The sequence below is a fragment of the Leptospira weilii serovar Ranarum str. ICFT genome (assembly GCF_000332415.1).
Lineage (GTDB): Bacteria > Spirochaetota > Leptospiria > Leptospirales > Leptospiraceae > Leptospira > Leptospira weilii_A.
Genome location: NZ_AOHC02000041.1, coordinates 207,501 through 221,813 on the forward strand (window position 1 = coordinate 207,501; position 14,313 = coordinate 221,813).

At 43.3% G+C, this 14,313-nt stretch carries 12 protein-coding genes and 4 pseudogenes (1 of these 16 cut by a window edge); 9 read left to right on the top strand and 7 right to left on the bottom strand.

The window, feature by feature from the left end; genetic code table 11:
* Positions 1-485, top strand: the 3' portion of a protein-coding gene (locus LEP1GSC060_RS14195; protein WP_003006406.1) for a potassium/proton antiporter. The gene continues 982 nt to the left of window position 1, outside the view; 485 of the gene's 1,467 nt are visible here — the last part of the coding sequence; the start codon falls outside the window, past its left edge; it ends in the stop codon at positions 483-485.
* Positions 486-501: 16 nt separating this feature from the next.
* Here the strand turns inward: LEP1GSC060_RS14195 and LEP1GSC060_RS14200 are convergent, their stop codons facing one another.
* The 3 genes and pseudogenes from LEP1GSC060_RS14200 to LEP1GSC060_RS14210 form a co-directional block, all read right to left on the bottom strand.
* The gene (locus tag LEP1GSC060_RS14200) at positions 502-1,023 is read right to left on the bottom strand and encodes a hypothetical protein (RefSeq protein WP_155119690.1); all 522 of its coding nucleotides are present in this window, start codon (positions 1,021-1,023) and stop codon (positions 502-504) included.
* On the bottom strand, positions 1,020-1,235 hold the full coding sequence (locus tag LEP1GSC060_RS14205) for a hypothetical protein (RefSeq protein WP_036096519.1): 216 nt from the start codon (positions 1,233-1,235) through the stop codon (positions 1,020-1,022). The genes LEP1GSC060_RS14200 and LEP1GSC060_RS14205 overlap by 4 nt, the downstream gene beginning before the upstream one ends.
* Positions 1,236-1,674: 439 nt before the next feature.
* Positions 1,675-1,920, bottom strand: a pseudogene (locus LEP1GSC060_RS14210) (SRPBCC family protein); the annotation flags it as partial.
* A 183-nt stretch (positions 1,921-2,103) separates the two neighbouring features.
* On the opposite strand from LEP1GSC060_RS14210, the gene LEP1GSC060_RS14215 reads away from it, so the two are divergent.
* From LEP1GSC060_RS14215 to lfb1, 3 genes are all read left to right on the top strand, one after another.
* Positions 2,104-2,892, top strand: coding sequence for an ArsR/SmtB family transcription factor (locus tag LEP1GSC060_RS14215; protein WP_036096521.1), 789 nt, complete (start codon positions 2,104-2,106; stop codon positions 2,890-2,892).
* A 31-nt stretch (positions 2,893-2,923) separates the two neighbouring features.
* On the top strand, positions 2,924-3,340 hold the full coding sequence (locus LEP1GSC060_RS14220; protein ID WP_003006595.1) for a hypothetical protein: 417 nt from the start codon (positions 2,924-2,926) through the stop codon (positions 3,338-3,340).
* Between the two features lie 440 nt (positions 3,341-3,780).
* Positions 3,781-4,143, top strand: a complete 363-nt coding sequence (gene lfb1, locus LEP1GSC060_RS14225) for an LIC10280 family protein (protein ID WP_003005754.1) — start codon at positions 3,781-3,783, stop codon at positions 4,141-4,143.
* Positions 4,144-4,250: 107 nt separating this feature from the next.
* On the opposite strand, the gene LEP1GSC060_RS14230 is transcribed toward lfb1, so the two are convergent.
* The 3 genes and pseudogenes from LEP1GSC060_RS14230 to LEP1GSC060_RS19595 all read right to left on the bottom strand — a co-directional run.
* Entirely contained in the window at positions 4,251-6,011 is a 1,761-nt protein-coding gene (locus LEP1GSC060_RS14230) for an acyl-CoA dehydrogenase family protein (RefSeq protein WP_003006115.1), read from the bottom strand.
* 125 nt (positions 6,012-6,136) lie between these two features.
* Positions 6,137-6,685, bottom strand: a pseudogene (locus LEP1GSC060_RS14235) (TolC family protein); the annotation flags it as partial.
* 341 nt (positions 6,686-7,026) lie between these two features.
* Positions 7,027-8,696, bottom strand: a pseudogene (locus LEP1GSC060_RS19595) (efflux RND transporter permease subunit); the annotation flags it as partial.
* A 202-nt stretch (positions 8,697-8,898) separates the two neighbouring features.
* On the opposite strand from LEP1GSC060_RS19595, the gene LEP1GSC060_RS14250 reads away from it, so the two are divergent.
* The 5 genes and pseudogenes from LEP1GSC060_RS14250 to LEP1GSC060_RS14270 all read left to right on the top strand — a co-directional run bounded on the left by LEP1GSC060_RS14250 (position 8,899) and on the right by LEP1GSC060_RS14270 (position 12,527).
* The gene (locus LEP1GSC060_RS14250) at positions 8,899-9,864 is read left to right on the top strand and encodes an NAD-dependent epimerase/dehydratase family protein (RefSeq protein ID WP_036096523.1); all 966 of its coding nucleotides are present in this window, start codon (positions 8,899-8,901) and stop codon (positions 9,862-9,864) included.
* 126 nt (positions 9,865-9,990) lie between these two features.
* A pseudogene (locus LEP1GSC060_RS14255) lies at positions 9,991-10,218 on the top strand (hypothetical protein); the annotation flags it as partial.
* Positions 10,219-10,242: 24 nt separating this feature from the next.
* The gene (locus LEP1GSC060_RS14260; RefSeq protein WP_036096628.1) at positions 10,243-10,788 is read left to right on the top strand and encodes a YceI family protein; all 546 of its coding nucleotides are present in this window, start codon (positions 10,243-10,245) and stop codon (positions 10,786-10,788) included.
* A gap of 320 nt (positions 10,789-11,108) precedes the next feature.
* Positions 11,109-11,708, top strand: a complete 600-nt coding sequence (locus tag LEP1GSC060_RS14265; protein WP_003005776.1) for a hypothetical protein — start codon at positions 11,109-11,111, stop codon at positions 11,706-11,708.
* A gap of 210 nt (positions 11,709-11,918) precedes the next feature.
* Positions 11,919-12,527, top strand: coding sequence for a DUF1003 domain-containing protein (locus LEP1GSC060_RS14270; RefSeq protein ID WP_230458335.1), 609 nt, complete (start codon positions 11,919-11,921; stop codon positions 12,525-12,527).
* A gap of 61 nt (positions 12,528-12,588) precedes the next feature.
* Here LEP1GSC060_RS14270 and gpmI read toward each other — a convergent pair whose 3' ends face one another.
* Entirely contained in the window at positions 12,589-14,229 is a 1,641-nt protein-coding gene (gene gpmI / locus LEP1GSC060_RS14275; RefSeq protein WP_036096526.1) for a 2,3-bisphosphoglycerate-independent phosphoglycerate mutase, read from the bottom strand.
* Positions 14,230-14,313: the final 84 nt, after the last annotated feature.

A 14,313-nucleotide genomic window follows, 5' to 3' on the forward strand; every position in this document is an offset into this window, starting at 1 on the left:
TTAAGGAAAAGTTATTGGTTTCTTGGATCGGACTCAGAGGCGCGGCTCCGATTATACTTGCTACCTTTCCGTTCGCGCAGGGAATCGAAGGATCGGATAAGATCTTTCATTTGGTGTTTTTTACGGTACTCGTCTCGTTACTCGTTCAAGGAACGAGCGTTCCTCAAGTCGTTCGATGGCTCGGATTGGACGCGCCCTTGGAACAAAGGGCCTCTTATCCGTTTGAATTCGAAAATCGGGAACAAAGCGATTCGAATCTTCTGGAATTCATCGTACCTTACGGATCGGATTCTGTGGGAAAATCCGTATATTCCTTGAACTTTCCGGAGAATTCGTTGATTACCCTGGTCTATCGAGGAGATAAACATATCGTTCCAACAGGAAAAACTAAATTAGAAGAAGGTGATGTCCTTTTGATTCTAACTCCTAAAGGAAGCGAGGATAAGATCCGGAAAATTCTTTCTAAAATAGAACCGGTAATCTAAATTACGAATCCATAAATTATATTTCGCGAATTTTTTCGATTTGATTTTTTATATTTTCTTCAAACTCAAAAAGAAATAATGCAAGTTCACGCGGTTTCCAAGAACGTTCTTTAAATCCTGATATTAAAAGGGCAATCTCCCGAGAATTATAAACTAAATTTTTTTGATAATGTGAAGGACATTCTTGAACAATTCTTGCTATTGCAAGCCTCATTGATAGATACACGTTTGGAAAAACTTCAAATGCGTTTAATTCTTCATTTGGTTTAAGAATAACAAGTGGCTCAATATCTAATATACATATAGCAGTCAACGCACCAACTTTGTGACGATCCAATCTCATTGACTCAGGATCGTTGTTGATACGATTTTTCCATATCTTCAATCTTTCAAAATATTCTGATATTGTAATATATAATTTACTTTCATCGATGTCAATATATCCATTTCGAAAAATATTTCTTTCGAAACATAGATTGACCATCCTTTGGATCGCTTCGAAACGTTCCGAAGTCGTACTACTTGGAGTAGATTTCAAGGGGATTTATTATAGTTGCGTTTTATAAGCTCAACAGCTTCTCCGTATGCAATGGAAAAGTTGTCTTGGATATTATCAAAAGCCTCTACCCATTTTGGCATAGATGTAGGCTCATCGTGATTATGGTCTTCCATTTCCTGAACAGCTTTATTAAGCGTTTCTAGGTTGTGTGTAGGTTCCTTAAATTTCGTTAAAGGATCCGGCGCGCTCATAATCTCTCCTTCGTAAGAGGTTTTCTTTGAAACTTTATGAATCTAATGAAAGTTTCCCAAATCGAAACATTATAATGATTCGAATTAAGCCACTTATAGACACTAATAAACGATTGCATTATCCTAATAAAGGATAATATTCCTTTTTTTATCTTTTTTTATTAAAAAAGCCTCAAGCATAAATCAACGATTCTTTCGACTGTAATTTCTAACCGATTTTTACAAATAAACATACGTTTACCGCTTTGGCTACTTCCTAAAAAAGTTCGTCAGTGTCGATCCTTTTTCATAATTAAGAGCAGTTTAAACAGATTAATTCCATTTAGAGTCATTTCATCACGACTCCAAAACAGATCTCGTCCTATAAGGGATAATTGGGTTTAAGAACTTTATGATATTCGAAAGCGATTTTTTTCGATTTCGGTTTTGAACGCTCGGATTATTTCTCCAAAAATTCCTTCAAAATATTTAGAGCCTGATCCCAACCTTTGTCGGAATGTTCATAAGACGTCTGAGTGGGAAAATTTTCTTGGGTCAAAGAAAGAGAGGTCGAAGTTCCGTCCGTTTTCAATTCAAACGTGATGACGGAATTCTTTTCGGGAAGATCCGGAACACCTAAAAAACCGCTCCAATAACTGTATTGAAATATCTTTTCCTTTTCCAACTTGAGAATCGTCCCGTGGTCTTATATTTTTTTTGAGGATTAAACTTTGATTTATCCTAACGTCTCCCTCATAGAAGCCCATAAAAACGCATTTATAGAGAAGTTAGACATAATTCTCCCGTCTCAGTGGATTTGTGGGAACTCCTTCAAAACAAATCGGATTGACAAATCGGCGTTTTGAATTATATGTGACTAATAGGTCACATGTCAGAGGAAGAATTAGACCCGGTTTTCAAGGCCCTCGCTGACGAAAGTCGCAGGCGAATCCTGGATATCATTAAGAACCGACCCGGTATTTCTGTGGGAGAACTGACGGAGTTTTTTGAGTTCAGCCGTTTTGCGGTGATGAAACATCTCAAAGTTCTCTCCGAAGCGAATCTTCTCAAGATAGAAAAAAAAGGTAAGTTCAGAAGTATTCATCTCAATGCGATTCCGATTCAGATGATCTACGATCGTTGGATTTCGCAATACGGCAAACATTGGGCGAGCGCTCTGACACGACTAAAATACGATATGGAAGGTGAAAGTAAAATGGAAGAAGTTAAACAAATTTATACTTTGTATATTAAAACGAACCTGGATAAACTCTGGGACACTTTGATTCAATCCAAGATCACACCCGAATGGTTTGCCGGAATGGCAGTGACTTTCGAACCGAAAGTCGGAGCGAAACTGACCTACGATGTTACCGGTCCCGATGGAAACAAGATGTCGGTCGTTCAAGGAAAAGTGTTGGAGTTCGATCCGAAGAGAAAATTGGTTTATACTTTCAAATTGGATGCGGAACCTAAGGCGGCTGCGGACAGAGAATCCAGAGTCAGTTATGAACTGGAACCCGTGGGAGATTCCGTTAAATTAACCGTGATTCACGACGACTTCGACGGTAAAACTCCGACCTATCTCGGAACTTCTCAAGGTTGGCCGATGCACTTAAGCAACTTAAAGACGTTCGTCGAAACCGGTAAGGCGATGGACCTTCCGAAAATGCATTGATATAAAAAAGGACGAACTGGGAGAAATGAATATGATAAATTACGGTAAAATCAACGTGGTCGCGGGATTTTCGGCGATGTTGTTAGCGGCAATGGGCGGATTTGCGTTAGGCGCAACCTTCGATGCAAATGTAGTAAAGGACGGGCAATACGTTCTCAGCATCGTTCGTTTTTATCTGAGAGAAGGTCATTCGCACGGAATGCCGATCGCGATGTATAACATGGTCGTCGGTCTTTGGATTGATAAAGTCGTTCTTTCGGATCGCGCTAAGTTGATCGCTTCCTGGGCCGCGGTCTGCGGACTTCTTTTGCCGATCGGTCTCGCGATGAAAGGCGCCGCCGGCGCTCCCGCAAATTTTCCGCCGGTCGGACTTCCGGGTATTCTTGGAATGTTCACTTCGATCGTTCTTCTTTTGATCGGAGCGCTCCGTATTCAAAGAAAAGCGTAAGAAGCCGAAACGACGCGTACCGATATCATATCGGTGCGCGTTTCTTTCTATCTTAACGTGAATACATAAGAACTTTAAAAAATACTAAACTACACTTCGAATATTTTTATTTCAGAACCAACCCGTGTTTTCCGTCGGACCTGAAACGATGGTTTCTCCGGAAGACCGTTCTTCGGTATTCGCGTGTAGGTCATTCTTTCCAAACATGATGTTGTTTCGCCCGTTTTATATCTTTCGGCTTCGGACAATCGAATCTTTCAGAACCTATTTTTCCTATCAAATCATTTTGTAAAAGAAGCGACCTCGCGAATTTTCCCGCGATTGGATTTTTCATTCCATGAAATAAATTTCCGACTCGGCTTCGGATTTTTTACGATAATGAATTGACTTTTCTAAAAACACACTCAGACTTTCTTCCACTCTTTAAGGAGATTACCCAAATGTTTCGAATCATTTCAAGATCATTCCTCGTCCTTCTGGTGTTCGGTTTTATTTCAACCGCTTACGCACAGATCGGTCAAATCAACGCCTCTTCGATCAGCGGTAAATATAAGGTTACCGGAACCAATCCGGACGGCTCGTCTTACGGCGGAAGTGTTACGATCACACAATCCGACGGAGAATATCTCTTTACCTGGACCGTTGCGGGTCAAAGTTTTACGGGAACCGGGAGTTTGGACGGAACTACGTTAACCGTGGATTGGGGACAAGCGGATCCGGTTATCTACGAGGTGAAAAACGGCGGCAGACTTTTGGAAGGAACTTGGGCGGCAGGAAGCGCCACCGAGACCTTAAGAAAATAATAATATACGAATGTGCGAATGGGTTTGATCGCGCCGATATGCGACGGCGCGAGCCGACCTGAAAGACGATTCTCCGTTTAAACGTCTTAAACGGAGAATCGTTTGTGTTAGGCGGGAACCGCTTGTTTTGCGGCTCTTTCCAACTTGATCAAATTGGCGCTTGCGGTTGCGACGCTGTCCAGGTTGTAGGCCCCCGAAATCGTTTTTCGTTTTTCCAGTTCCTTACCGCTCAATGCTTTGAGGGATCTTTCCAAAAGAAGTCCGCATAAAAAACGCGCGGCGATTTCCACAACTTCAAACGCCAGAGAGTCCTTTACGTTTCCGTCATGGATCGATTTGTAAAGTCCCACGCTTGTATCGAGGTCGCCCCAAACTTTTTTGAGGTCTTCCGACGCGGATAATTTCGAGAGTTCCCCTTCGGCGTATTGTCTCAGTTGTCCGGTCGGAGACATTCCCGATACAACTCCTCCGATCGCGGCCACAACTTGTAACTGAGTCGTTCCTTCGTAGATCGTTGTAATACGACTGTCTCTGTAAATCCTTGCGACGTCGTAGTCTTCGGTGTATCCGCTTCCTCCGTGAATCTGTAATGCGTCCGAAGCGATCATCACACATCCTTCCGAAGCGTAATACTTGCTGAGCGGCGTAAATAGGTCGGCGAGTTTTTCCCAACGACGAATCGTTTCGTCTTGATTGGCGTCCCTTTCGGATTTACCTTCGATTTTGATGAGATGTTCTTTCGGCCAGTGATACAGATCGATCGCCTTTCCCGTTTCCGCGATGAGAACTCGGGTCGCGAGAATTTCCCTTTCCATACGATCCAATATTTTCTTTACCGCGGGAATTCGTTCGATCGGTTTTCCGAATTGAATTCTTTCCGAAGCGTATTTTTTACCTTCGTAATACGCGGCGGTTGCAATTCCCAAAGATTGGGTCGCAATCGTAAGTCTCGCGGCGTTCATCATTCCCATCGAATATTTTACCAGTCCGTATCCCGTTTTTCCGATCAATTCTCCCGGAGAGTTTTCAAAGACAACTTCACAAGTCGGAGAACAATGAAGCCCCATCTTGTGTTCCACACCCGCAACGTATACGTCGCTTCCTTTTACGAGAAAAAACGAAAGTCCCCTCGCTCCGCTTTCGGGAGTTCCGGTTCTTGCTAACGTAAGAATTACGGAAGGCGCGTCGATATAACCGCAGGCGTGTGTGATAAAACGTTTTGCTCCGTTGATTCTCCAGACTCCGTTTGCGTCTTGAGTCGCTTTTGTTTGTACGTTCGGAAGATCCGATCCGTAGTTCGGTTCCGTAAGAGCCATCGCCGCGCTGTACTTTCCCGTTGAAATTTCAGGAATCCATTTCTCGCACATTTCGGGAGTTGCATATCTCTCCATAATCTCCACGATGTTAATGTTTCCGTAAGCGAGACAAAACGCCGCGTCGGCCCTTGCCGCAATTTCCATCATAAAAGACTGAACCGTTGCGGGTAATCCCATTCCGCCGTATTTTCTGCTGATCGAAATCGGCATCAATCCCGCGTCTCTCAAGGTGTTGTAACATTCCTCCTGAGCCGTCGGAAACGTTACCTTTCCGTTCGCATACTTGAGTCCGATTTGATCCATTTCCTTACTGCGGGGAGCCACAAATTCTCCCATAATTTCGCCTAAGGATTCCAATACGGATTTATAGTATTCTTTTGCTTCTTCCACGTTGGAAGGGGCGTATGCTAATCTTTCATTGCCGGTATTTTTATATTCTTCCGCATCCTCGAATCGATGTTCGTATGCGTGGACAATCTCCTTCCAATCGATCAACTCGTCGAAAACGAGTTTGAGATCCTCATTGTCCTGAAAGTAATTACTGATAATCATGTGGATTCTTACCTCTCAATTATGCCCAATAGTTAAAACCATTCGGAAGAGATGTCAAGCGTACAAAGAGAACTAACCTCCCGTCTTATCCTCTTCTTTCGATTTTTTTAATTTTGGCAATTCTCCGAATAATATGCTTGTGCAATTTCGAGATAGAGGCGTCCGGACTCGTATCGGGCCTCGTTCATCCTCACGTTTGTAAGAGCGCCCGCGGCTTTATAAGTCGTGTATTGACTGACCCCGTTCAGGATCGGAATCGTAAGTAAAAGTCTCGTTCCCGGTCCGACCGTCGGCGGCAAACTGCTTGTGGAAAATCCTCCGGTAAGAGGATTCGGTTCCGTATAATACGGATTGAAGTGAGAATTCGGTCCGGGGATTCTATAAAATTTATTGTACACCAAAGACAAGGACGGGAAGAAGGACGCGAAAGCCGCGGCTTTTTGAGAATCCGCTTGTTGGATCGCTTCTTCTTTGAGAGCGATTCGTTCCGTTCTTTCCACGGCGTAGGCATAAAGTTCGTCTATGGTCAACTCCTGTTCCGGGGAAATACTTTTGATTTTTTCGGTCGTAACTCCGGTCACTTCTTCGAGTCTCGGTTCCACAAACCCGTCGTTGGTTTTGATCGTTGAGTCGTCCGTACAACCGGAAACAAAAAACGAAAGAAAAAGAAAGGCCCGATTCAACGTACAAAATACATCTTCGGACTTATATCTCAATATGAATTGTGAAACCGCATTTTTATCAATGAGTTTTTCGCGTTTAGATACCAATTCAAATTTTGAAACGACGACCTCATCAGAACTGTTTTTAAAAAGATCTTTGGATTTAGAACGGACCTCGAAACTGGACGGCGATTTTACTTTCAACTTTTTATCCGATCCGTATTGATTGTTCCGACAAACTGTTTCGCTGAAAAATTTCTTGAAAACGAACCTCCAGTCCGTCTCCCGGTAAAATAAGGCCGATTTTTTGACTTGGCATGGAAGGCGACCGAATAGATTCATTTTTTCTAATATTACTTCGATTCATTTTTTGTTTTTTTATGTTTGGACGCAAAAGTCGGCTCCGGAAATACGAAAGTCGGAGTTCCGACTTCTTCCTTCTTTTCCTTTTCGCCGAGATAATAAGCGGCGGGAACAACCAAAAGTGTGATCAAGGTGGAAAGTGTCATCCCGCCTAAGATCGTCACGGCCATCGGGATTCTCGTTTCCGCGCCGGGTCCGAGAGCCAATGCGGGAGGAATCGCGGCGGCGATCGAACTGAGAGAAGTCATAAGCACGGGTCGCAAACGGATCGGACAACCTTCTTTGACGGATTCTCGGATGTTTTTTCCGGTCGATCGAACGTGGTTTACGAACTCCACGAGAAGAATCGAATTCTTTTTTACCAAACCTAAAAGGAGAATCAGCCCGATAAAACTGTACATGTTGAACGACTGGCCGAATAGATAAAGAGCGACTAACGCGCCCGTAAAACTGAAAGGCATTGCGAGAAGGATATACAGAGGTTGTTTCAAACTGTTGAATTGACTCGCAAGGATCATATACGAAAGAAGAATTCCGAATATAAGAGCGAGAACCAGGCTGTTCCCGGATTCTTTTGCCGTTTTAGCGGAACCGGTCACGGCGACGGAATAACCTTCGGGAAGAATTTCCTTTGCGATCTCAAGAGCCTTTTCCGTGGAAACGGTTTGACCTAAGGCGGGAGCGGGATTTCCAAAAACACGAATCGCTCTTTCTAGGTTGATTCGAGTGATCGTTTTTCATCGTTCTTTTTATCTTCGGCATACAAGGACGCCCGCATCGGAGTAAAACTCAAGGCTTCAAAAAGAGAAAGAAGGACCGCGACGGAAATGGTAACTCCGAATTCCAAAAAATATCTTCCGATAATTCCTTTCATAAACGCGACGGGAAGAAAGATGGCAACGATGGCTAACGTGGCGGCCAAAGCGGCGAATCGAATTTCGGAAGCGCCGTCTAACGCGGATTCGAACCAGAATTTTCCCATCTCTCGATGTCGCGTAATATTTTCCAAAACCATGATCGCGTCGTCCACGACGATCCCGGTCGCAAGAGATAAACCTAACATCGTAAAGGTGTTGATCGTAAAACCCGCGAAGTATAAAAACAAAAAGGTTCCGATCACCGAAGTGGGAATCGCAAGAAGAACGTTCCTCGTGCTCTTCCAATTTCCCAAAAACAATCTGCAAACGAATCCGGTGAGAATCGCCGAAAAGATCAGAGTGAATTCGAGTTCGTTTACGCTATCTCTAATATAGCCGGTATTATCGTTCGAGACCGTAAGATCGTAACCTTTCGGAAGTTTCGGTTTTAATTCTTGGACCTTCGTTTTAACGAGATCTCCCACTTGAACCGCGTTGGCTCCTTTGAGTTTTTTGATTCCGATTGAAACCGCGGAGATACCGTTAAAGCGGGAAATTCTCCGTACGTCGCCTAACCCGTCTTCTACGATCGCGATGTCTTTGAGACGGATCGATCTAAACAAAGGAGAACCGCTTCTCGAATTTAAGAATATATTTCCGAATTGTTCCGCAGTGGGGACTTCTCCCACGGCGCGAAGACTGATTTCGTTCGTTTTGTTTTCCAATCTCCCGGAGGGAACTTCCAAGTTTTGTTCTTTCAACGTATTGACGATGTCGTCCACCGCGATCTCGTTTTTGGAAAGCAAGGGAAAAACCTCTTCAAATTTTAATAAGAATGAATGAAGATCGAAACGAACCTTATATATCGATTCGACCTCTTTTTATTCGGAAGCGCTTCGAGCGATTTACTTTATTATCGCTTTCCTGATAAAAAGAAAGAAGGAACGATGGTCGCCGTTCGGATTTTTGCCGTAGGCAAAACGATCAAATTTTTGGAGGCGGAAAATGAAGATTTTTATCACAGGAGCGTCGGGTTTTGTAGGAGAGGCGGCGACTCGGATTCTATCTAAAAAACATACCGTGAAGGCGATGTCTCGTTCGGAAAAAACCGACGCAGTAATTTCCAAGGCGGGAGGGGAACCGGTTCGCAGCGAACTCAATTCCGTGGATCCGAATGTTTTGAAAGGAATCGACGTTGTGATTCACAGCGCCGCATACGTGGAACAGTGGGGACCGTTCCGGGATTTTTGGAAGGTCAACGTGGAAGGAACCGCTCAACTTTTGGAAGTTGCTCGCAAAGCCGGTGTTAAACGGTTTATCTTTATCGGGACCGAGGCCGCTCTTTTTTACGGACAACCGATGGTCGACATAGACGAGTCGTATCCTTATCCGAAAAATTCTCCCTTTCCTTATTCCAAGACAAAAGCGGAAGCGGAGAAACTCGTATTAAAAGCGAATTCTTCCGAGATGCAGACTTTATCGATCCGTCCTCGTTTGATTTGGGGGCCCGGAGATAAAACGGTACTTCCCGTTCTTTTAAGGATGATCGCGGACGGAAATTTTTCCTGGATCGACGGCGGAAAGGCTCTTACGAACACGACTCATATCTACAACTTGGTTCATTCGATCGAACTCGCTCTAACAAAAGGTCGGGGCGGTAAGGCTTATTTTGTTACGGACGACGAAGTATTCCATTTTCGTAATTTTCTGGAATCTCTTCTTGCGACTCAGAAAGTCGTCGCTCCGAATCGTTCCGTTCCGGGTTGGCTCGCTCGTTTTTTAGCGAGGATCGTCGAAGGAGTTTGGAAACTTTTCGGAATTAAAAACGAACCGCCTCTAACCCGTTTCAGCGCGAGTATCATGTCTCGAGATTGTACGATCAAAATCGACAACGCAAAAAAAGATTTGGGTTATTCTCCGTTGCTGACGGTTCGACAAGGACTTGCGGAAATGCCGGTTCTAACTTCTTAAAATTTAGAGTTGTTCTAGTAAAGGCGGCTTTATCCTGCCGCACTCGCGTGCGGCGCTTGAATTATCTCCGCATTGTGTTTGTAGCGAAGTTTTTCCGATTGTAAGATTTTAATTTTCCCTTATACTCCCTTGTATTTCGCTTTAAAATCTCAAGAGGAATGGTACACGAAACATTCGGGAGATTTTCATAAACAATTAGAATATTCTATTTTTGGAATGTATATGTTGACCGCCGGGCTTGCGTATTTTGCGCCGAAAAGAATCGTAGACTCCGAAGACTCGGACGTAAATATCTACAGTCCCATCTTTGCGCACAAGGCGTTGATACCGTTTTCTTTGTCGTTACTTGTGATTACATTTTAAGGAGTTATAATGGAGATGAAAAATTTCAATCGACTCGTTTTTTTACTTTTAGCGTTTGGCGCTTCTCAAGGATACGCGTCCGAGATTCTCAAAAAAGAAATCAACTTTTTGGCGATTCATCCGATGAAAGAGGTCCATGGAATATGCGAAGAAGTGCAAGTTGAATCTCCGCAGATTCAGATGTCGGGAGGCGGATATAAACTCAATTCTCCCTTTCAAATCAAAATTCCGATTTTGAGAATTCATTCCGGAGATGAAGGTCGAGATTCTCATATCATGGAAATCTTAGGTTATCCCGAAACACCCGAGATCGTCGCGGTCGTAGAGTCCGTCACAACTTCCGGCGAAACGTATTTGATTCGAGGTAAATTGACGATTCACGGATTGACTCGAGACTTTCAGTCTTCCGGTAAAGTGGAACCGAAGGATCCGGGACAGATTCGAATATTCGGAAAAGTCGATATTCGGTTCTCGGATTTCAAACTCGAAAAACCGTCTCTATTATTTATAACGGCAAAAGAAGAGATCGAAATCGGTTATGACTTTTTAATCAAGATCTAATCGAAATTTAGAATTTCATTCCGAACTTATAACGTGTTCCAAAACTCACTGAGCGATTTTTAGAGAGTGAAGTGTCGAGTTTCCTTCCGCTCATCGGAATGATTGAGCGGATCACCGGAGCGTTGTCGCTTTCGATCGTAGTTTACGTTTCAAATCGAAATCTAGAATTATTTCTTGACATTCCCTCGAATGTGAAATCGATATGATTGTTTCGTAAAGTACGGAAAGGTTTAAGATATGTCTTCGTTATTGCTTACCCTTGTTTTATTTTACATTTTAGGAATGTATCTCATTCATTACGTGGTAACTAAAAAAGAAATATGATTTTAGGTCATTACGCATCCGCACTGATCCCGTATTCAAAGTTTAAAAGATATCCGTTTTGGATTCTTCTTCTCTGCGCCAACGTCCCGGAATTTTTTTGGCTGTTTCTCGCCTTAGTCGGAATCGAGCCCGTGTTTCCGTCCTCCTTGTTCGACGCTACGTTTCAAAATCTTCAAGTCCACATGACGTACAGTCATAACCTGATACCCGCGTTCATTCAGGGCGGTCTCGTCGTCGGGGTAATTTATACGATTTACAAAGACGTTTCGTTTTCGCTTTGGTGCGGATTTTTGACCGTATTACACGTATTATGCGATTTGATCGTGGGATTCGAACATCAGTTGTTGAGTCCCGATTCCGCGGTCGTTTCTCTGAATTCTTACTCTCATTTTCCGCACGTTGCCATTTTGATTGAGTTTGTATTCAGTCTAATTTGTATTTTTTGGTATGTTCGAACCGAAACGTTAAGCGGAACCCCGGTAACAAAACGTAAATTGATTTTATTACTTTTGATTTTCGGAATCGGAATTTTGATGTGGCTTCCGAACGCGACCATTCCCATGAAAAATCTTCTTCCTTTTTTTATTTCCGATTGATCGAACTACAAAATCGTTTGCAGTTTAAACACAACAATAACTTTGGAAAAGAAAGATTACGCCGAAGAATGGGTGGAAGGCGGAAAGTCTTAGATTCAAGATCGATTATAAAAGGATCAACGGATGAATTTAATTCGATGTGACATTTGCAACCAAATGTATTCAAGGGACAAAATCGTTTCCTCTTTCGCGATCCGTAAAGAGATTGAAATGATTCTTAAGGAAAAAAATTTCCATTGGAACGATTCCAGCAACGTCTGCTTTAACGACTACAATTTGGCTAGAGTCGACTACGTAAAAAAACTGATGGAACAAGAGATAGGAAGTATCCAAACGCTTGAACAAGAGGTTGTAAACAGCGTCGAGAGAAGCAATTTGATCACTTCGAATAATAACGAAGCCTACGTCGAAAAACTAAACCTAGGAGATAAAATCGCGGATAAGGTCGCTAAGTTCGGCGGAAGTTGGGGTTTTATCATTTCGTTTTTTATAGTAATGATCGTTTGGATTTCGGCTAACGCAGCCATTTTAGTAAAAGATCCATTCGATCCTTATCCGTTTATTCTACTCAATCTTATTCTATCCTGTTTGGCGGCGCTTCAAGCCCCCGTAATCATGATGAGTCAAAATCGACAGGAGGCGAAGGATAGAATCCGATCCGAAAACGATTACAAAATCAATTTAAAAGCGGAGATAGAGATCCGAACCTTACACGAAAAAGTAGACCATCTTCTTTTAGATCAATGGTCCAAGATGATTGAAATCCAAGAAATTCAAATGGAAATTTTGGGAGAGATCAGCAGTCATCTAAAAAAATAAGAGGAATGGATCTGCAAAAATGGGAGAGATCGCCGGTGCGACGATTCGGCCCGACTTCGCATTAATTTGCAATCAAAGAGGAATGATATCCTTCCGGAGTTTCAAAACCCATTACGTCCAAGATCGTAGCCGCGACGTTTGCAAGACCCGGATCGGGCAGATTCTCATTCAGACGGATCTTGTTTTCGGGATCTAAAACGGAAAAAGGAACGGGGTTGAGAGTGTGACTCGTTTTAGGAACCGGATTCCCTTGTGAATCTTTTTCCACGGAACCCTTTTTGTCCAATTGATACATTTCATCCGCGTTACCGTGATCCGCCGTAATCAATAAAACAATATTCTGTTTTTCGCATGTTTTCCAAAGACGTTCCACACAACCGTCTAAAAATTCCATGGCTTGAACCGTGGCCGGATAATTTCCGGTATGACCCACCATGTCCCCGTTAGCGTAGTTCACACGATAAAAATCCTGTTTGTTTTCGCTCAGCGCCTTTTCCAAGGCTTCCGTAATCAAAAGAGCTTTCATTTCCGGACTTTGATCGAACGGAATCACGTCGGATAGGATTTCACGATATTCCTCCGAGTTTTGATCGAAGTAGCCGCTTTTGTTTCCGTTCCAAAAATACGTTACGTGTCCGTACTTTTGTGTTTCGGATAACGCGTACTGTCTCACTCCGGAGTTGACCATGTATTCGCCTAACGTTCGATTGATGGCCGGAGGGGCGACAAGAAAACGTTCCGGAAGTTTGAGGTCTCCGTCGTATTGCATAATTCCTGCATATACTATATCGGGAAGAGGCCCGCGTTCGAACTTGTTAAAGTTTTTTTCGGTAAACGCCAAGGAAATTTCCATTGCCCTGTCTCCTCTGAAGTTCGTAAAAACGACCGAATCTCCGTCCTGAATTTTACCGATCGGACTTCCGTTTTCCGCAATCACAAAAGAAGGAAGATATTGATCGATCACCTTAGGATCTTCGGCGCGAAAGGTTTCGATCGCTTCTTTAGCGGACGAGAATTTTCTGCCCTCTCCCTTAACATGGATCGCCCAACCTCTTTCCACCATGGACCAATCGGCTTCGTAACGGTCCATCGTGATCGTCATTCTTCCGCCGCCGGAGGCGATACGAATGTCCGTTCCGTTTTTTCTAAGGGAATCCAGCCAGGTTTCAAAAGGATTCAAATAATTGAATGCGGATTTTTCGGGAACGTCCCGTCCGTCCAGAAGAATATGAAGTCTGATTTTAGAAACCTTTTCTTCGATCGCTCGAGAAATCAAAGCCCGAGTGTGATCGATATGAGCGTGAACGTTTCCGTCCGAAAAAAGACCTAACAAGTGTAAGGTGGAACGATTCTTTTTTGTATTATCGATAATATCTTTCCAAGCCCGATCGCGAAAAATGTCTCCGGATGCGATCGAGTTGGAAACCAACTTGGCTCCTTGATCGAAAATTCTCCCCGAACCGAGAACGTTATGACCTACTTCCGAGTTTCCCATATCCTCGTCGGAGGGCATTCCTACCGCTTTTCCATGAGCTCGAATGTGAAGAGTCGGGAACCGGTTCCAAACTTGATTTAAAAAAGGAAGTTTCGCGCCTGCGATCGCGTTTCCGAATTCAGGGCCTTTGGAAGAATAACCTACGCCGTCTAAGATCACGAGCAAAACCTTTCTAGATCGAAAGGAGTATTTCTTTGAGAGCTTCATGTTAGATTCATGGAACCAGTTGGCTATAGGAAAAGTCAAGAGATTCAAATCTGAAAAAAACTTTGAAATTTGCTTTCCTTTCCC